The sequence below is a fragment of the Novosphingobium marinum genome, assembly GCF_013408095.1.
Lineage (GTDB): Bacteria > Pseudomonadota > Alphaproteobacteria > Sphingomonadales > Sphingomonadaceae > Novosphingobium > Novosphingobium marinum.
This window is the reverse complement of the sequence record NZ_JACBZF010000003.1, coordinates 20,414-37,091: the sequence shown is the minus strand read 5'-3', so window position 1 is coordinate 37,091 and position 16,678 is coordinate 20,414. Positions and strand designations below refer to the sequence as shown.

The window sequence follows — 16,678 nt, the reverse complement described above, 5'->3', positions numbered from 1 at the left end:
GAACCGACCGATGACCACAATGACCGAACGGCACAAGAAGCTGGAGCGCAACGTCACGCTACTCGGCGTGGCCGCTTTCCTCACCGTCGCCATCGGCGGGATCATCGAGATCGCGCCGCTGTTCTGGATCGACAACACGATCGAGGAAGTCGATGGGATGCGGCCTTATACGCCGCTCGAGCAGGCGGGCCGCGACATCTACGTGCGCGAGGGGTGCTACGTCTGCCACAGCCAGATGATCCGTCCCTTCCGCGACGAGGTGGAGCGCTACGGGCACTACAGCCTTGCCGCCGAATCGATGTACGACCACCCGTTCCAGTGGGGATCGAAGCGGACCGGGCCGGATCTCGCACGCGTCGGGGGTCGCTATTCCGACGCCTGGCACGTCCAGCACCTCGAAAACCCGCAGTCGGTCGTGCCCGAAAGCGTGATGCCGCAGTACGGCTTCCTGCTCGACAGCGACCTCGATATCGAACCGGCTTCGCGCCTGAAGGCCCTGCGGACCGTGGGCGTGCCCTATTCCGATCGCGACATCGCACGGGCGATGGAGGACATGCGCGCGCAGGCGAATCCGGACGCCGATGCCGAGGACCTGCTCGACCGCTATCCCAAGGCGCAGGTTCGCGACTTCGACGGCCAGCCGGGCCGGCTAACCGAAATGGACGCGCTCGTCGCCTACCTCCAGATGCTGGGAACTCTGGTCGACGTGAACAGTGCGGCCGCGCAGGAGGAACTTGCCACGGAGACGGGCCGATGAGCGTCCACTCAACCTACGAGACGTTGCGGCACCTTGCCGACAGCTGGGGCTTGCTGGCCATGGTGATAGCGTTCCTCACGCTTGTCCTGTGGCCCTTCCGCCCAGGCAACGGCGAACGGCACCGCGATGCGGCGAACATGATCTTCAAGGACGAGAACGATGGCGAATAAGCGCATCGATGAAGCCACCGATACCGAAACCGTCGGCCACGAATGGGACGGGATCGAGGAACTAAACACGCCGTTGCCGCGCTGGTGGCTGTGGACGTTCTACCTGACGATCATCTTCGCAATCGCCTACATGATCGCGTACCCGGCCTGGCCGCTGATCGAGAAGGGAACGGAGGGCATGCTAGGCTGGACCAGCCGCGGCCAGCTCGCCAATGAGATGAGCGTTGCCGACCAGGCGCGTGCCACGGTGCGAGAACGGCTTGCCCGCATCCCGATCGAACGCCTTCCGGACGACAGCGACCTGATGCGCGCTGCGGTCAGCGGTGGCCGCGCCGCCTTCAAGGTAAATTGCGTTCAGTGCCACGGCGCCGGGGCGGCGGGCAGCAAGGGCTATCCGAACCTGAACGACGACGAGTGGTTGTGGGGGGGCGACCTGCGCGCGATCGAATATACGCTCGTCCACGGCATCCGCCAGCATGGCGACATCGAGACGCGCTTTTCGATGATGCCCGCCTTCGGGCGGGACGGGCTCCTCACCCCCGACCAGATCCGGGATGTAAGCAGCTACGTTCTGACGCTGTCGGGCAAGGAGGAGCAGAGCCCCGCTGCAAGTCGCGGCGCGGACCTCTTCGCGGCCAACTGCGTCGTCTGCCACGGCGAAAACGGGCAAGGGCTTCGCGAGTTCGGCGCCCCGAACCTTGCCGACGCGATCTGGCTTTACGGGAGCGACCGCGAGCAGATCGCCGCGCAGATCGACAATCCTTCGCACGGCATGATGCCATCGTGGAGCGGAAGGCTCGATCCGGTCACCATCAAGATGCTGGCGGCCTATGTTCATTCGCTCGGGGGAGGCGAAGACTTCGTGGAGGTCGCCGCAGACCCGGCGATAGAGGTGGATGAACAACCCTGACCAAACCCTTGTGAAGGACGGGGTCGAGAAGAGTGTGGACCCCGTCAGCAGCGCCGTAGCCGTGCCGGAGGCCGCCACTAGGCGGCACGAGCCGGGCGAACCGGCGCGCGTGCACCTGCCCGAAAAGCTCTACGAAAAGCGCAAGGCAGTCCATAACAAGCGGATCGACGGGCCTTTCCGCCGTTTCAAGTGGGCGGTGATGGTGCTCACGCTCGCGATCTATTACGTCACCCCGTGGCTGCGCTGGGATCGCGGCCCCTATGCGCCGGACCAGGCGGTCCTCATCGATCTCGCGAACCGCCGCTTCTACATGTTCGACATCGAGATCTGGCCGCACGAATTCTATTTCGTCGCCGGACTGCTCATCATGGCGGGGATCGGCCTGTTCCTCGTCACCAGCGCGGTGGGCAGGGCGTGGTGCGGGTATGCCTGTCCGCAGACGGTCTGGACCGACGTGTTCCAGCATGTCGACCGCTTCGTGGACGGGGACCGCAATGCGCGCATGCGGCTCGACAAGGCGCCGTGGGGTCCGTCGAAGATCGCGCGGCGCGCCTTCAAGTGGTCGATCTACCTGCTCATCTCGTTCGCGACCGGCGGTGCGTGGATACTCTACTTCGCCGACGCGCCTACGCTTTTCCGGGAATTCTTCGCGCTCGAGGCGGCACCGGTCGCCTATGCGACCGTCGCGGTCCTCACCGCCACCACCTTCACGCTGGGCGGGTTCATGCGCGAGCAGGTATGCATCTACATGTGCCCCTGGCCGCGCGTCCAGACCGCCATGCTTGACGAGAAATCATTGATCGTCACTTACAAGGACTGGCGCGGCGAACCGCGCGGCAGCGTCAAGAAGGCGGAGAAGAACCCCGGCAAGTTCGGCGACTGCATCGATTGTCTGCAATGCGTCGCCGTCTGCCCCACCGGCATCGATATCCGCGAAGGGCCCCAGATCGGCTGCATCACCTGTGCGCTGTGCATCGACGCCTGCGACCGCGTGATGAAGGAGACTGGCCGCCCGCGCGGGCTGATCGACTACGCGACCCTCGAGGACTGCGAGCGCGAGGCTGCCGGCGAGGAGCCGAAGCCGGCCTGGAAGACCATCCTTCACCCGCGCACCGTCGTCTACTTCTCGGTTTGGGCGATCATCGGCCTTGCGCTGCTGTTCGCGCTCGGCACGCGCAGCCGCACCGACCTGACCGTCGCGCCCGACCGAAACCCGCCTTTCATGCTGATGAGCGACGGATCGGTGCGCAACGCCTACACGCTCAAGCTTCGCAACATGCAGACCCGCCCGCGCCGGATGGCGATCGAGCTTGTCGGTCTCGACGGCGCGACGATGTGGAGCGAGGAAATCCCGATGGACAAGGCATCGCGACGGATCGTCCGCAATGTCCCGTCCGATTCGACCGAAACGGTCCGCGCCTACGTGATGGCTCCGCCCGATACGCCCGAACAGGAGTTTCACTTCCGGCTTCGCGCCCTCGACGAAGCTGGGGAGACCGACCTTGGCGAAACGCGCTTCGAAGCGCCCGGAGACGAATGATGGTGCGGGAATTTACCGGCAGGCACATGCTGGCGATCCTGGTCGGCGGTTTCGGCATCGTCGTTGCGGTCAATTTCACGATGGCAAGCCTGGCGAGTTCGACTTTCGGAGGCGTCGTCGTCAAGAACTCCTACGTCGCCAGCCAGAAGTTCAATGAATGGCTCGACGCCGCCGGGGAATCGGAGCGACTGGGCTGGCAAGTCGCGCTCGCCCGCCGCGAAGACGGTAGGATCGAAGCGCGAACCGGCGGCGTGCCGGCCGGCGCGACTGTCAGGGCGGCGGCTCGCCATCCGCTTGGCCGGATGCCGGATACGGCGTTGCAATTCGCGCCCGAGGGCAAGGATATTTATGTAAGCCGCGACCCGCTCCCGGCCGGCCGCTGGACGGTCCGTGTCGAAATCGCGCGCGGCGGCGAAACCTGGCGCGGGGAGCGCCCGTTGCCGTGAACGCGCATGTTGCCGACCTCGAACCCGCAGCCGAACCCTGCACCGACAGCCGTTTCACCGTGCCCGGGATCCGCTGCGCGGGATGCATCGGCAAGATCGAACGCGGCCTTTCGCAACTGCCGGGCGTCGCTGCGGCGAGAGTCAACTTCTCTGCCAAAAGAGTCGCGGTCAGCCATAATGCGCAGATTACCGACGACGACCTGATCGAGGCGTTGCGCGAGCTGGGCTTCGAGGCCGAGCGCGCCGCAGAAAACCCGCTCGCGCGCGACGATGCCGAAACGAAGCGATTGCTTCGCGCGCTGGCCGTCGCGGGCTTCGGCATGATGAACATCATGCTGCTTTCGGTCAGCGTGTGGTCCGGGGCAGAGGGACTGACCCGCGAGCTCTTTCACTGGTTGTCCGCCATCATTGCCGTGCCGGTGGTCGCCTATGCGGGCCGCCCGTTCTTCGCTTCGGCGGCGATGGCGCTTCGCTACCGGCGAACGAACATGGACGTGCCGATCTCGATCGGCGTGCTCCTTGCGACCGGCCTGAGCATCTACGAGACCCTGACGGGCGGCGAGCATGCCTATTTCGACGGAGCGGTCATGCTGCTCTTCTTCCTTCTGGCGGGACGTGTGCTCGATGCCGTGATGCGCGGTCGCGCGCGGTCCGGCATAGCGGCGCTGCTTGGACGGATGGGCCGTGGCGCTCACGTCCTGGAAGAGAACGGCGGAACCCAATGGGTCGCCGCCGAAGGGTTACGCCCCGGAATGACTATGCTCGTGGCCGCGGGCGAAGCGCTGGCCGCCGACGGGGAAATCGAGGCGGGCGAGACGACCATCGACGCATCGATGCTGACCGGCGAGAGCGAGCCGCGAGCGTGCAGGGCTGGCGACGCGGTTCATGCCGGAATGATCAATCTTGGCGCTCCGGTCCGGGTGCGCGTCACCGCAGTCGCCGACGACACGGTTCTGGCCGACATAGCGAGGCTCATGGACGAGGCCGGCCAGTCGCGGTCGCGCTACGTGCGCATCGCGGAAAGGGCGGCGCGCCTGTATGCGCCTGCGGTCCATTCGCTGGCGCTGCTCGCATTCGCCGGCTGGATGCTGGCCGGCGCCGGCTGGCACCAGTCCATCCTGATCGCAGTGGCCGTGCTGATCATTACCTGTCCCTGCGCGCTTGGGCTCGCCGTTCCCGCCGCGCAGGTCGCCGCGTCCGGCGCCCTGATGCGTCGTGGCCTGCTGATCAAGGACGGCAGCGCGCTGGAGCGGCTTGCCGAAGTCGACCGTGCCCTCTTCGACAAGACCGGCACACTGACGCTGGGTGAGCCGCGTCCGATCGATCTTTCCTTCCTGGGACCGGAAGACCGGGCCATCGCTCTCGCCCTCGCTCAGGCAAGCCGCCACCCGCTGAGCAAGGGCCTTGCCCGGTCGCTTCGAATGGGAGGTGTGCAGCCTGCCCTTCTCGAGGGGGTGGGCGAGGAAGCGGGAACGGGCGTACGCGGCAATTTCGGAACCGAGGCGGTGGCGCTGCTGCGCCCGGAGGGAGTGCTCGCCGGCCTCGCCGTCGACCTGGTGCGCGACGGGCGCCGGCAGACCATCGCCTTTTCCGATCCGCTGCGGAGCGATGTGCGCGCAACGCTTTCGGATCTTTCCGGACAGGGCATCGAAAGCGCCATACTTTCGGGCGATCGCAAGGAGGCCGTACGCGGCGTGGCCGAGGCGCTCGGGATCGCAGGCGAGGGCGGCCTCCAGCCTTCGGACAAGCTGTGCCGTCTGGAAGCCCTTGCGGCGCGGGGCCATCGCGCCCTGATGATCGGCGACGGCCTCAACGACGGACCGGCGCTGGCAGGGGCGCACGTCTCGATCGCGCCCGGCTCGGCGAGCGACGTCAGCCAGCAGGCGGCCGATGCGGTTTTCGTCGGGGAAAAACTGATGCCGGTTGCCGATGCGGTAAGGACTGCCAGGCGCACCATGAAGGTCGTCCGCCAGAATTTCGCATTCGCCGTTCTTTACAACGTCTTCGCCGTCCCGCTCGCCTTTCTCGGCCATGTGACGCCGCTCGTCGCCGCGATCGCGATGTCTGGCAGTTCGCTGGTCGTCGTCGCCAATTCGCTGAGGCTGGCGCGGAGCGAGCGATGACCATTCTCGGCTTCCTCATCCCGCTCGCGCTCCTGATGGGTCTGCTGGGGCTGGGCACATTCTTCTGGGCGATGCGCAGCGGGCAGTTCGAGGATCTTGACGGCGCCGCGAACCGGATTTTGCTCGACGAGGACCAAGGGGACGGTCCGCCATGAACCGGTTCGTGCGGATCGCCACGGGGATCGCCCTGCTTCCGGCGATGACCGGCCCGCTCCCGGTTGCGGCGGCGCAGCCTCTCGTCGCGCCGCTCTGTTCGGGAGGTACGGTGCAGATACCGATTCGCGCGCCGACGCCGGGTACGAGTGAGGCGCCGTGCTGCGCCAAGGGCTGCCATTCCGGAAGCAGGCGCAAGCGGCTTGATCGAACGCAATGAAGACGGGGCGGCTTTCAGCGAGGTAGAATGCCATGTGGCCTTACCACCCCGAACTTCTGGCGACGCCGGTACCACGCTACACCAGCTTTCCGACGGCCGCCGAATTTACCGACGCGGTGGGCACGGACGACTACGCCCGGGCGCTGTCGCGGGTATCGGGCGAAGTCTCGCTCTACGTCCACATTCCGTTCTGCGAAAAGATCTGCTGGTATTGCGGGTGCAATACCGGAGCTGCGAATCGCAAGGAACGACTGGCGAACTATCTCGACGCGCTGCAGGAAGAGATCGCGCTTGTCGCCGAGGCGCTTCCCGAAGGGGCGAGGGTCACGAGGCTCTCTTTCGGAGGCGGCAGCCCCAATGCGGTAAGTCCGGTCGATTTCGTCCGCCTGTTCAACGCCCTGACCGTCTGGTTCCGCTTCGGACGCCCCGAAGTCTCCATCGAACTCGATCCCCGCACCATGACGGAAAACTGGGTCGAGGTTCTCGCGTCGGTAGGGGCCACCCGCGCCAGCCTCGGCGTGCAGACCTTCGATGCGCAGTTGCAGGCAGCCATAGGGCGAGTACAACCCGCTGAGTTGATCGAGAGGACGACAGGCTGGCTGCGGCAGTCCGGAGTGACCTCGCTCAATTTCGACCTTATGTACGGCCTGCCCGGGCAGGACATGGCCGCCCTTCGCGATTCGATCGATCGCTCGTCCGGTCTCGGTGCCGATCGTATCGCCCTGTTCGGCTATGCTCACGTGCCGCACATCATCGCGCGACAGCGCCGCATCGATGCCGGGGCGCTTCCCGATCAGGACACACGGTTCGCGATGGCTGCCGAGGGTTTCGAAAGGCTTAGCGATGCGGGCTATGCGCCGGTCGGCTTCGACCACTTCGCGCTGCCCGGCGATGCCATCGCGGTCGCGGCGGAGCAGGGGCGGCTGCACCGGAACTTCCAGGGGTTCACCGACGACGCGGCGGATTGCCTGATAGGTCTTGGCGCATCGGCGATTTCCATCCTGCCCGGCCTTATCGCCCAGAACGAGAAGAACGCGGGCCGATATCGCATGAAGCTGTCGCAGGGTCGGTTCCCGGCCTCGCTCGGCGTCGCGAAGACTGCCGACGATGCGCGTCGGGGCGCGGTGATCGAGCAGCTCCTGTGCGACGGCAAGGCAATCGTTGCCGAGGACCTGCGCCGGGAAGCGGCACCTAGGCTGGCGCCTTTCGTGCAGGCGGGCCTGTGCGCGTTCACCGTTCGGGAACTCGCCATCGCTCCCGGCGGTTTACCTTATGCGCGCAGCATTGCCGCGCAGTTCGACCCCTACCCGCAGCATTCGCCGAGGAGGTTCAGTTCGGCGGTTTGAAGACTTGCGCGTTGGCTCTGATATTTCAGGAGGAGAAACGTGCCGATCTGGTTTTACCCGACATTGCTCGCCCTGTGCGCCGTCGCTTCGCTTGCGGCGGGCATCTGGCTCATGCTGCATCTCCAGGCGCTTGCTCACCTGTTCGCAGGCACCGCTGACGTCAGACCGGCGCCAAGCCGGCCGCGCGCTTCGCGCAAAGCCGTCATTTTCGCTGTCGCGCTCTTCAATGCAGGCTGGATCGCAAGCATCGTGATCTGGGCCTTTGCAATCGCGGGGTACGGAGCCGAAATCGGCAGCCCGCTAGGCTGATCCGGCCTTCTTGATCAAAATCAATGCCCTGCCGGCGCGGCGGGGCGAGAGAGGGGCTGGCAGTCCTGTCCGGCCGTTGCCACCTTCGGGTTGCTTCGCGGTCGGACCTGCTTCTCCCCAACTCGGGCGGCCTGCCTCGTGACGGCCGCCCGGTTTTTTTCCGGATCGACCACAGAAAAAGGCGACGCCGCGCGCCGCCTTTCCCTCTCCTCTCCCAAAAGGAGCAGGCCGGAGCGCTCTTACGCTCTCGACCTGAAATGACTTACTCGGGGCCGCCCGCGCCCTGCGAAACGCTGGCGCTGGCGAGGTGGTCTGCCGTCATGTAGGGGACGGGATTGACCGCATCGCCGCGAACGCGCACTTCATAGTGCAGGTGCGGCCCGGTCGACCGGCCGGTCGAGCCGACGAACCCGATGACGTCGCCCTTCTTGACCCGTTGCCCATCGGCAACGTTCAGGCGCGACATGTGCGCATAGCGGGTCTGGATTTCGCCGCCATGTTCGAGCGAAACGTAAAGACCGTAGCTGCCGTACCAGGATGCCTTGCTCACCACGCCGTCGGCGGTGGCATAGATCGGGGTGCCCGTGGGCTGGGCAAGGTCGACGCCCTTGTGGGCGCGACGTCCGCCGGTGACCGGATGATCGCGCATGCCATACGAGCTTGTCAGTCGGGCATCGTCGACCGGCATGCGCGACGGGATCGACACCGAAGTCATCGTCGCTGCCGAAACCTTGGACTTGGAAGCGGCAGTAAGGCCGGCCTGGCTGGTAGCCTCGGCAACGGCGGCAAGGGCCGGAACGCCGCTTTCCTCGAACTGCTGCCAGCTGTTGAAGAGCTTGGAGAACTCCTCGTCGTTGGCGCCGGTGGCGGGCTTTGCGCCCTGTGCCGCGCGAAGCGGGGCGGCAATGTCGGCGTTCGCGCTGCTGTTGGCTGCCGCCGGTGTCGCCGCGATCATGATCGCAGCTGCGGCGGCCCCACCGACCGCCTTGGAAATCTTTGAAACAAGAGTCTGAACGACCACTCGGAATACCTTCTTTTGGCGCCCGCTGTTTTCTGGTGCAGGCGTGCGACCGCAATAGTTTTCCCGCGACGCCGAAAGCGTCCCAGGCGTTCGTTCTGGAGATGGTCGGAAATACCCCCCGCCTTCTCGTCGAGCTTTGGGTACCCCTGCCAAAGTTTAATAGGCAATACCGGCGTAGAGTTCGCGCGATAAACCGGCAGCGTTACGCGCCGAATCGTTGAATGGACCGGAAACCCTTCCGCGGAAATGTTTTTTCACGAGGGTTTTCCACGTTGAATCAGGGGATTTGCCGCGCCGTTCGCAAACCTCGGCGAAATGGTTTGCGCCCACGCGAACGTGCCGGATTTCGTCGTCAAGGATTCGTTCCAGGATGCGTACTCCGGCCGAATCGCCTGCGCTCCGCATGCGCTCGATGGTCGTCGGCGTCACGTCGAGGCCGCGTGCTTCTAGCACCATCGGCACCACGGCGAGCCGCGCGGCGACGTCGTGGCGGGTTTCGCCGGCGGCGTCCCACAGGCCGCCATGGGCAGGAAGGTCGCCGTAGAAGCTGCCGAGAGCGCGGAGCCGCCTTTCGAGAAGGACGAAGTGCATCGCCTCGTCGGCGGCCACCGAAAGGAAGTCGGAGACGAAATCCTTTCCCATCTCGCCGCCGAACCGGCCTGCCATGTCGAGTGCGAGGTCGATCGCGACGAACTCGATGTGGGCCAGCGCATGGAACAGGGCGATTCGCCCCTTCAGCGACTGCCCGCGCCCGCGCTTGGGCATTTTCGTGGGCGGCAGAAGCTCGGGCCGGGCGGGTCGGCCCGGCACGTCCGGCATCGCGACGTCGAACCGAAACGGCAGCCGGCCCTTGCGCCATTCGCGCGCGACCCTCCGCGCGGCCATGACCTTGGCGGACGGCTCGCTTTCGGCAAGGGCGGAGGCGATGGCTCCGGAAACCGACGGGCTGCTCAAAGGGTTCTGGCGGCCTCCAGCACCGCATCGACATGACCCTTGACGCGGACCTTGTTCCAGACCTTCGCGATCCGTCCCCCGGCGTCGACCAGGTACGTCGTGCGCACCATCCCCATGTAGGTGCGGCCGTAGTTCTTCTTTTCGGTCCAGATACCGAGCGCGTCCGATAGTCCGCCTTCGGACGCGTCGCTGGCAAGCGGGACCGCAAGGTCATGTTTCTCCATGAACTTCAGATGTTTGGCGGGAGGGTCCTTGCTCACGCCGAGCAACGCCGTTCCCGCCTTTTCGAACTCGCCGGCAAGCGCGGTGAACTCCTTGTTCTCGGTCGTGCAGCCGGGCGTGTCGTCTTTCGGATAGAAGAAGACGACAAGCTTGCGACCACGAAAATCGGACGGCTTCACACTTGCGCCATCGGGCGTTTCCATCGCGATGTCGGGCATCGTGTCGCCTTCGCCAGGAAAGCGGGTTGGCTGTTCGCTCATTCCTCGATCTCCAGTTCCTCGCCCAGGATATCGCGCCATGCACGCGCGACGGTATGCCGCGCATCGCCGAGCACTTTCGGGATGTCATCCCATTCGCCGACGCCGCACGTCTTTGCAAGTGCCTCGCAGGCGGCCGGGAGCGGCTGTTTCGCATCGGGTGCGAGCAACCGCGCCGAGACCAGGAGGCGCGTCATCGCATCGTGGGCCTCGACCAGTTCCGGCGGCAGCAGTTCGCCCGCCACGAGTGCGCGCACCGCTTCGCCGAGATGCGGGGTAAGCGCGGTATGCTCGCGAAGTTGCAGGTAGTGGACCAGGAATTCGAGATCGACGAGGCCGCCCCTCGCCAGCTTGGCATCGAGCAGGCCCTTGGGCGGCTTGTGCTCTGCCATCGTCCTGCGCATGTCGAGCACGTCGGCGCGCAGCTTTTCCAGGTCGCGCGGTGCGGTCAGGACGGCGGCGACGATTCCCTCGAGCCGCGCCCGCGCGTCCGGAGAGCCGTAGAGCGACCGCGCGCGGGTGAGCGCCATGTGTTCCCAAGTCCAGGCCTGTTCCTTCTGGTAGCGCTCGAAACTGTCGAGGCTGGCGGCAGGAGGCCCCTGCTCGCCTGAGGGCCGCAGCCGCGTGTCGATTTCGTAAAGCGCTCCTTCTGCGGTGGGCACCGACAGCGCGGCGGTCAACCGCTGGCCGAGGCGATTGTAGTAGAGCGTTGCGCCGATGGGGCGATCGCCGTCCGATTCGCGCCCGGTCTCCCCGGTGAAGAGGTAGACGAGGTCGAGATCGGAAGAGTGGGTAAGCGCCCCGCCGCCCATCCGGCCGAGGCCGAGGATGACCAGCTCGCTTTCCGGGACCTGTCCGTGCTTGCGCTCGAATTCGGCGACGGTCGCGTTGCCGAGCGCGAGGATGGCGGCCTCCGCGATGCGCGCCAGGGCCGCCGATACCGCCAGCGGATCGGTGCTGCCTTCGACCAGCTGCACGCCGAGAGTGAATCGCGCGTCGCCCACCTTGCGGCGAACCCTGTCGAGCAGGCGCTCGTAGTCGTCGTCATCGGATGCCGCGAATTCCGCGGCGAGCGAGCGAACGTCGCCGGGCAGGTCGAAGGCACTGGCATCGATCAGCGGGTCGAGCAGGTCGGCCCGGCGGGCGAGTTCGTCGGCGAGCGGCGGTGCGATCGACAAGATACGCGCGAGGCGGTCGAGGAGGCCCGGCCGCGCTTCGAGCAGGCGGAACAGGTTGATCGCGCTGGGAAGGCGGGAGAGGAGTTGCTCCCACCGCGCGATCGCGCGCTCCGGTTCGGGCGCTTCGGCCAGCGCGGCAAGCAGGTCGTGCTGGATGGCGCCGAACGCCGCGCGCGCCGCGTCGCTTCGCAAGGCCTTCAGCTTTCCGGCACGCCATCCCGCAATCCGTTCGGACAGCGACTGCGGATCGGAAAATCCCATCCGTTCGAGTTCCACGGCAAGCGGCGCTCCTTCCGCGGCATGCCTGGTGGCGCTTCCCGACGCGGGCGTATGAGCGTCGATCAGCGCGTCGTAGCGTTGGGCAACGGCCTCGGTGATCGCAGCCAGTTCCTCGACCAGTTCGCCGCCCGTGCTCAGCCCGTCGAGCCTTGCCACCGAATCGAGCGCCTCCCGGTTTTCGGGCAGGCTGTGGGTCTGGCGGTCGGAAACCATCTGCAGCCGGTGCTCGACCTGCCGGAGCCGGTCGTAGCTTTCGCCGAGAAACTTCGAATCCTCGTAAGCGATCAGGTCCGCCTGGGCGAGCGCATCGAGCGTCTCGCGCGTGCCCCGCGTGCGCAGCGATGGATTGCGTCCGCCGTGGATCAGCTGGTGGGTCTGTGCATAGAATTCGATCTCGCGGATGCCGCCACGCCCTTTCTTGAGATCGTACCCGGGGCCGACCTGCGCCGCACCGTTCGATGCCGCGCGAATCTTGGATGTCAGCCGCGCGATTTCCGCTATCGCCCCGAAATCGAGGCTCTTGCGCCATACGAAAGGCCTTATCGAAGCGAGGAAAGCCTCGCCTTCGGCGATGTCTCCCGCACAAGGGCGCGCGCGAATGAACGCGGCGCGCTCCCATGCCAGCGCGGAACTTTCGTAGTGCGTCAGCGCTGCATCGAGCGAGATGGCGAGCGGGCTCACTTCGGATGCCGGCCGCAGACGCAGGTCGACGCGAAACACGTACCCCTCGGCAGTCACGTTGGCGAGCGTCTGGACGAGGGTGCGCGCGACGCGCTGTGCGGCTTCCCCCGGATCGTCGCGATCGCGCCGGGGCAGGGTGTCCGGATCGTATAGCAGGATAGGGTCGATGTCCGAACTGTAGTTGAGCTCGCGCGCTCCATGCTTGCCAAGCGCCAGCGCAATGAAGCCCTGTGGTTCCGAGTCGGGGGCGCGGCGGCGGATGGCATCGGCGATCGCGGCGTCCATCGCGCGGTCCGCGAAGTCCGAAAGCTCGCCCGTCACCCGGAGTAGCGGGAACGCGCCGGCAAGGTCGCCGATGGCAAGTGCCAGAGAAAGCGCAAGCTTCTCGCGACGCAATGCGACGCCCGTGTCATCGCAGCCGGCGCCGGCGGTCCTGGCACGGTCCAGCGCCTGCTCGCCATCGCCGCCCGCGAGTATCCCGGCCAGCTCCGGCAGCCTTTCGAGAGCCTGCGAAAGGTAGGGCGAATGCGCCCGTGCGCGCTCGAGCGCTCCGGTCCAGTCGGCGTCCATTGGCCTTACCTGCCGTGCGCAACCTCTTGGGGCAAGCCGGGTTGTAACCATGTCTTGCGTCTGGCAACTGGGCCCCAATCCATGTTTTTCGCGAAAGAGTTTTCCATGAAGCCGCTGATTATCGGCGCAGCTGCGCTGGCGCTTTCCGCCTGCGCGACGACGGCGCCTGCAACCGACTATGCCGCCCCCGCGTCCGCCGCGACCGGCGACATCCCCGACCTTTCGGTCGACACGATGAGAGAAATGACCCGCGTCCTTTCCTCGGACGAATTCGAGGGCCGGGCTCCCGGCACACCGGGCGAGGAAAAGACCGTCGCCTACCTCATCGAGAAATTTCGCGAGGCAGGGCTGCAGCCGGGCAACAACGGAAGCTGGGTGCAGGATGTCCCGCTCGTCGAGATCACCGGCGAGGAATTTTCCCCGCTGACCGTCAGCGGCAGCGGCCAGTCGATGCAGTTCGATTACGGCAGCCAGTACGTCGGCACGACCTATCGTGCCGTACCCTCCATCGACATCGACGATAGCGAAATGGTCTTCGTCGGCTATGGCATCGTTGCGCCCGAGAAGGGCTGGAACGACTACGCCGGCATCGACATGAAGGGAAAGACCGCAGTCATCCTCGTCAACGATCCCGACTACGAGACCGAAGCTCTCGAAGGCACGTTCAACGGGCGGGCGATGACATACTACGGACGCTGGACATACAAGTACGAGGAAGCGGCAAGGCAGGGCGCTGCCGCCGCGCTGATCGTGCACGACACGTTCCCCGCCGCCTATGGCTGGAACGTCGTCGAATCGAGCTGGTCCGGACCGCAGGCCTACGCGCAGACGGCCGACAACGGCATGAGCGAGACGATGATGAACGGCTGGATCCAGAAGGACGTGGCCGGAAAGATTCTCGCTGCTGCAGGACAGGATCTCGCGACGCTTTCGGCACGTGCCAGGCAGAAGGGTTTCCGCCCGGTCCCGCTGGGGCTTCGGGCCGATGTCTCCTTTGATAACTCGATCCGCCGCTTCGCATCGCGGAACGTCATCGGAATGCTGCCGGGCGCAACGCGTCCCGACGAGTACGTCCTCTATACCGCGCACTGGGATCACCTCGGCCGCTGCAAGCCGAACGCCGCGGGTGACGACATCTGCAACGGTGCCATCGACAATGCGACCGGAACGGCAGCCCTGGCAGCTCTCGGAGATGCGCACGCGCGCGCCGGCGCTCCCGACCGCAGCCTGGTGTTCCTGGCCGTGACGGCGGAGGAATCGGGCCTGCTCGGCTCCGAATACTACGGCGCGAACCCGGTCTTCCCGCTCGACCGCACCGTTGGCGGCGTCAACATGGACGCGCTTTCGCTGGCAGGTCCGGCGCGCGACGTCACCGTCGTGGGCGGCGGCAAGTCCGAACTCGACGGCTACCTCGACCAGGTCCTCGCAACCGAGAACCGCGTAGCGACGCCCGAGCCGACGCCGGAAAAGGGCTACTACTACCGCTCCGACCACTTCAGTCTCGCCAAGCGCGGAGTGCCGATGTTCTACGTCGACGGAGGCGAGGACCTCGTCGTTGGAGGACGCGAGGCCGGCGCGGCGGTCGCCAAGGACTACACCGAGAACCGCTATCACGGTCCGGACGACGAATTCGATCCCGGCTGGGACTGGTCGGGAGCGCTGGCCGACCTGCGCGTCTATTACCGGCTCGGCCGCGCGCTCGCCGAAACGGACGACTGGCCGAACTGGCTGCCGGGCGACGAGTTCCGCGCGATCCGCGACGAATCCTGTGCAGCTGCGGGGGGGTGCTGATGGCGTATCGCTATCCTCCCGAATGGCACCCCCAGGATTGGCTCTGGATCGGCTTCCCGCATGACGAAAGCGAATGGTCCGGCGTGCTCGAACAGGCGCAGGAACAGATCGCCGCGTTCGCCAACGCCGTCGCGGAGAGCGGCCAGGAAGTTCGCCTGATCGTCAGAGACGACGCGAACGAGGAGCGTGCGCGGTCGCTCGTTTCGAGCGCGGTGAAGCTCGAAAAGCGCATCTTCGGCGATATCTGGCTGCGCGATACCGGCCCGATCATCATGGCGGACGAGCAGGGCCGCCGCGTCGCGCGTCGCTTCGGCTTCAATGGCTGGGGCGGCAAGTACCTCATGCCCGGTGACCTCGCCATCGGCGCGGTCCTTGCCAACAGCGCCGGAATGGAGGCTCTGACCTCCGACTGGGTGCTCGAAGGCGGGGCGATCGATCACGATGGCAAAGGCTTCGCGGTCACGACCGAGCAGACCCTGCTCAATCCGAACCGCAACCCGGAACTCGACCGCGATGCAATCGGCGCACGGCTGGCGCGCGATTTCGGGTTTGCCAAGCTGCTTTGGCTCGGCGACGGCCTGATGAACGACCATACCGACGGCCACGTCGACAACCTTGCCCGCTTCGTGGGGCCGGGGACGCTCGCCGTTCCGACGCCTGCCGGAGACGATGATCCCAACGCAGAGGTCTATCGCGACGCGTACGAACGCGCCGAAGCTGCGGGCGGGATCACCGTTCGCGAGGTTCCTTCGCCCGGTCGCTTCGAGGTGGACGGCAAGATCGAACCGGCGAGCTACGTGAACTTCGCGATCACGAACAAGCTGATCGTGGTGCCGACTTTCGGCGTTGCCAACGACGATGAGGCGGTGGCGGCGATCGACGCGCTGTTTCCGGATCGGGAGACCATCGGGCTGCCTTCCGAGGCCGTCCTGAAGGGCGGCGGGGGCTTCCACTGCGCTTGCCAGCAGATGCCGATGCCGTTCGGCGCCGACGAGGCGGACGACGAGGAAGGCGGTAACCGGAAATAAACCATCCGGTTTAAGCAATTGGCAAAGGGCATGGGGCATACCCATGGTTCATGGCCCGTGCCCTCGCCCTTGCCGCCGCTCCTGTGGCCCGCCTCCAGGCAGAGATGCTCCGAGCGTCCCTGGTTGCAGGCTGTGCGCTCGCCCTCATCGCTGCAGGACAGGCGCTTCCGGCACTCTGAAGCCTTCGCGGCCGCCGACTTTCGACGAAAATGCTGCAAAGCCTCGCAGCGCTTAGCGGCGCTGCGAAGTGATGGTATGGTCGGCTCTCGCTGGGGAGTCGGTCGATGCCGTATACGCCATTCACTCTCGACGAGGTCCGCCGCATCTTCGTACAGTCCGAGCAGGGCACCGGTCATGCCGGAGCGCGCCACGTCGATATAACCAACGCCGCTATGTGGGACCGCATGCAGGGCTCGCGCGGTTCGCGCGCGGTGGCCGCGATCACGTCTTTCGTGAAATTCGACGATCAGCTAGGCGCCGCGCTCGAACTGCTCAACAGCCCTGCGAACGATGCAGCGCTCGAGCAGTTTCGCTGCGAGCACAAGCCGGGCCGCCCCTACTTCGCGATCCAGCATCGCCTCGCGGCCCCGGTCCAGATGCGTTACGCCATCGGGGGCGGCACACGCACCTTCCCGTGCACGCTGGTCAGGCTGATCCTGGAAAAGAAGTACGGGCGTCCGCGCAACATGCACGTCGTCACGTTCTTCGGGGAATTCGGCTGAA

At 65.9% G+C, this 16,678-nt stretch carries 17 protein-coding genes; 13 read left to right on the top strand and 4 right to left on the bottom strand.

Annotated features, from left to right (window positions below):
* The first annotated feature begins 10 nt into the window (after positions 1–10).
* From ccoO to FHS75_RS09355, 10 genes are read left to right on the top strand one after another with little or no spacing between them, the layout of a single operon-like run.
* Entirely contained in the window at positions 11–757 is a 747-nt protein-coding gene (ccoO, locus tag FHS75_RS09400; RefSeq protein ID WP_179407485.1) for a cytochrome-c oxidase, cbb3-type subunit II, read from the top strand.
* Entirely contained in the window at positions 754–927 is a 174-nt protein-coding gene (locus FHS75_RS09395; RefSeq protein ID WP_179407484.1) for a cbb3-type cytochrome c oxidase subunit 3, read from the top strand. Before ccoO ends, FHS75_RS09395 begins: the two co-directional genes overlap by 4 nt.
* Positions 917–1,837, top strand: a complete 921-nt coding sequence (ccoP, locus tag FHS75_RS09390; protein WP_179407483.1) for a cytochrome-c oxidase, cbb3-type subunit III — start codon at positions 917–919, stop codon at positions 1,835–1,837. Before FHS75_RS09395 ends, ccoP begins: the two co-directional genes overlap by 11 nt.
* Complete coding sequence (gene ccoG, locus FHS75_RS09385) at positions 1,824–3,377, top strand: cytochrome c oxidase accessory protein CcoG (protein WP_179407482.1); 1,554 nt, start codon at positions 1,824–1,826, stop codon at positions 3,375–3,377. Before ccoP ends, ccoG begins: the two co-directional genes overlap by 14 nt.
* On the top strand, positions 3,374–3,823 hold the full coding sequence (locus FHS75_RS09380) for a FixH family protein (protein ID WP_308420087.1): 450 nt from the start codon (positions 3,374–3,376) through the stop codon (positions 3,821–3,823). Before ccoG ends, FHS75_RS09380 begins: the two co-directional genes overlap by 4 nt.
* On the top strand, positions 3,820–5,946 hold the full coding sequence (locus tag FHS75_RS09375; RefSeq protein WP_179407481.1) for a heavy metal translocating P-type ATPase: 2,127 nt from the start codon (positions 3,820–3,822) through the stop codon (positions 5,944–5,946). Before FHS75_RS09380 ends, FHS75_RS09375 begins: the two co-directional genes overlap by 4 nt.
* Positions 5,943–6,101: a cbb3-type cytochrome oxidase assembly protein CcoS gene (gene ccoS, locus FHS75_RS09370; protein ID WP_179407480.1), complete on the top strand. Its 159-nt coding sequence runs from the start codon at positions 5,943–5,945 to the stop codon at positions 6,099–6,101. Before FHS75_RS09375 ends, ccoS begins: the two co-directional genes overlap by 4 nt.
* Positions 6,098–6,319: a hypothetical protein gene (locus tag FHS75_RS09365; protein ID WP_179407479.1), complete on the top strand. Its 222-nt coding sequence runs from the start codon at positions 6,098–6,100 to the stop codon at positions 6,317–6,319. Before ccoS ends, FHS75_RS09365 begins: the two co-directional genes overlap by 4 nt.
* Before the next feature lie 32 nt (positions 6,320–6,351).
* Positions 6,352–7,665 carry an oxygen-independent coproporphyrinogen III oxidase gene (gene hemN / locus FHS75_RS09360; RefSeq protein ID WP_179407478.1) on the top strand — a complete coding sequence of 438 codons (1,314 nt, stop codon included), beginning with the start codon at positions 6,352–6,354 and terminating at the stop codon, positions 7,663–7,665.
* A gap of 39 nt (positions 7,666–7,704) precedes the next feature.
* Positions 7,705–7,974, top strand: coding sequence for a hypothetical protein (locus FHS75_RS09355; RefSeq protein ID WP_179407477.1), 270 nt, complete (start codon positions 7,705–7,707; stop codon positions 7,972–7,974).
* Positions 7,975–8,236: 262 nt separating this feature from the next.
* Here the strand turns inward: FHS75_RS09355 and FHS75_RS09350 are convergent, their stop codons facing one another.
* The 4 genes from FHS75_RS09350 to FHS75_RS09335 form a co-directional block, all read right to left on the bottom strand.
* Positions 8,237–8,995 carry a M23 family metallopeptidase gene (locus FHS75_RS09350; protein ID WP_373284986.1) on the bottom strand — a complete coding sequence of 253 codons (759 nt, stop codon included), beginning with the start codon at positions 8,993–8,995 and terminating at the stop codon, positions 8,237–8,239.
* A gap of 156 nt (positions 8,996–9,151) precedes the next feature.
* Positions 9,152–9,949 (bottom strand): ferritin-like domain-containing protein, encoded by a 798-nt coding sequence (locus FHS75_RS09345; RefSeq protein WP_179407476.1) that lies wholly within the window; start codon positions 9,947–9,949, stop codon positions 9,152–9,154.
* Positions 9,946–10,431 carry a peroxiredoxin gene (locus FHS75_RS09340; protein WP_179407475.1) on the bottom strand — a complete coding sequence of 162 codons (486 nt, stop codon included), beginning with the start codon at positions 10,429–10,431 and terminating at the stop codon, positions 9,946–9,948. Before FHS75_RS09340 ends, FHS75_RS09345 begins: the two co-directional genes overlap by 4 nt.
* On the bottom strand, positions 10,428–13,136 hold the full coding sequence (locus FHS75_RS09335) for a bifunctional [glutamine synthetase] adenylyltransferase/[glutamine synthetase]-adenylyl-L-tyrosine phosphorylase (protein ID WP_179407474.1): 2,709 nt from the start codon (positions 13,134–13,136) through the stop codon (positions 10,428–10,430). The genes FHS75_RS09340 and FHS75_RS09335 overlap by 4 nt, the downstream gene beginning before the upstream one ends.
* A 105-nt stretch (positions 13,137–13,241) precedes the next feature.
* Here FHS75_RS09335 and FHS75_RS09330 point away from each other — a divergent pair, with 105 nt between their 5' ends.
* From FHS75_RS09330 to FHS75_RS09320, 3 genes are all read left to right on the top strand, one after another.
* On the top strand, positions 13,242–14,927 hold the full coding sequence (locus FHS75_RS09330) for a M28 family metallopeptidase (protein ID WP_179407473.1): 1,686 nt from the start codon (positions 13,242–13,244) through the stop codon (positions 14,925–14,927).
* Positions 14,927–15,955 (top strand): agmatine deiminase family protein, encoded by a 1,029-nt coding sequence (locus FHS75_RS09325; RefSeq protein WP_179407472.1) that lies wholly within the window; start codon positions 14,927–14,929, stop codon positions 15,953–15,955. The genes FHS75_RS09330 and FHS75_RS09325 overlap by 1 nt, the downstream gene beginning before the upstream one ends.
* Positions 15,956–16,239: 284 nt before the next feature.
* Positions 16,240–16,677 carry an RNase A-like domain-containing protein gene (locus FHS75_RS09320; protein ID WP_179407471.1) on the top strand — a complete coding sequence of 146 codons (438 nt, stop codon included), beginning with the start codon at positions 16,240–16,242 and terminating at the stop codon, positions 16,675–16,677.
* The last annotated feature ends 1 nt before the right edge of the window (position 16,678 follow it).

Coding starts and splice junctions, on each gene's coding strand:
- ccoO (WP_179407485.1), top strand. CDS start 11: ATGACCACAATGACCGAACGGCACAAGAAGCTGGAGCGCAACGTCACG.
- FHS75_RS09395 (WP_179407484.1), top strand. CDS start 754: ATGAGCGTCCACTCAACCTACGAGACGTTGCGGCACCTTGCCGACAGC.
- ccoP (WP_179407483.1), top strand. CDS start 917: ATGGCGAATAAGCGCATCGATGAAGCCACCGATACCGAAACCGTCGGC.
- ccoG (WP_179407482.1), top strand. CDS start 1,824: ATGAACAACCCTGACCAAACCCTTGTGAAGGACGGGGTCGAGAAGAGT.
- FHS75_RS09380 (WP_308420087.1), top strand. CDS start 3,374: ATGATGGTGCGGGAATTTACCGGCAGGCACATGCTGGCGATCCTGGTC.
- ccoS (WP_179407480.1), top strand. CDS start 5,943: ATGACCATTCTCGGCTTCCTCATCCCGCTCGCGCTCCTGATGGGTCTG.
- FHS75_RS09365 (WP_179407479.1), top strand. CDS start 6,098: ATGAACCGGTTCGTGCGGATCGCCACGGGGATCGCCCTGCTTCCGGCG.
- hemN (WP_179407478.1), top strand. CDS start 6,352: ATGTGGCCTTACCACCCCGAACTTCTGGCGACGCCGGTACCACGCTAC.
- FHS75_RS09340 (WP_179407475.1), bottom strand. CDS start 10,431: ATGAGCGAACAGCCAACCCGCTTTCCTGGCGAAGGCGACACGATGCCC.
- FHS75_RS09335 (WP_179407474.1), bottom strand. CDS start 13,136: ATGGACGCCGACTGGACCGGAGCGCTCGAGCGCGCACGGGCGCATTCG.
- FHS75_RS09330 (WP_179407473.1), top strand. CDS start 13,242: ATGAAGCCGCTGATTATCGGCGCAGCTGCGCTGGCGCTTTCCGCCTGC.
- FHS75_RS09325 (WP_179407472.1), top strand. CDS start 14,927: ATGGCGTATCGCTATCCTCCCGAATGGCACCCCCAGGATTGGCTCTGG.
- FHS75_RS09320 (WP_179407471.1), top strand. CDS start 16,240: ATGCCGTATACGCCATTCACTCTCGACGAGGTCCGCCGCATCTTCGTA.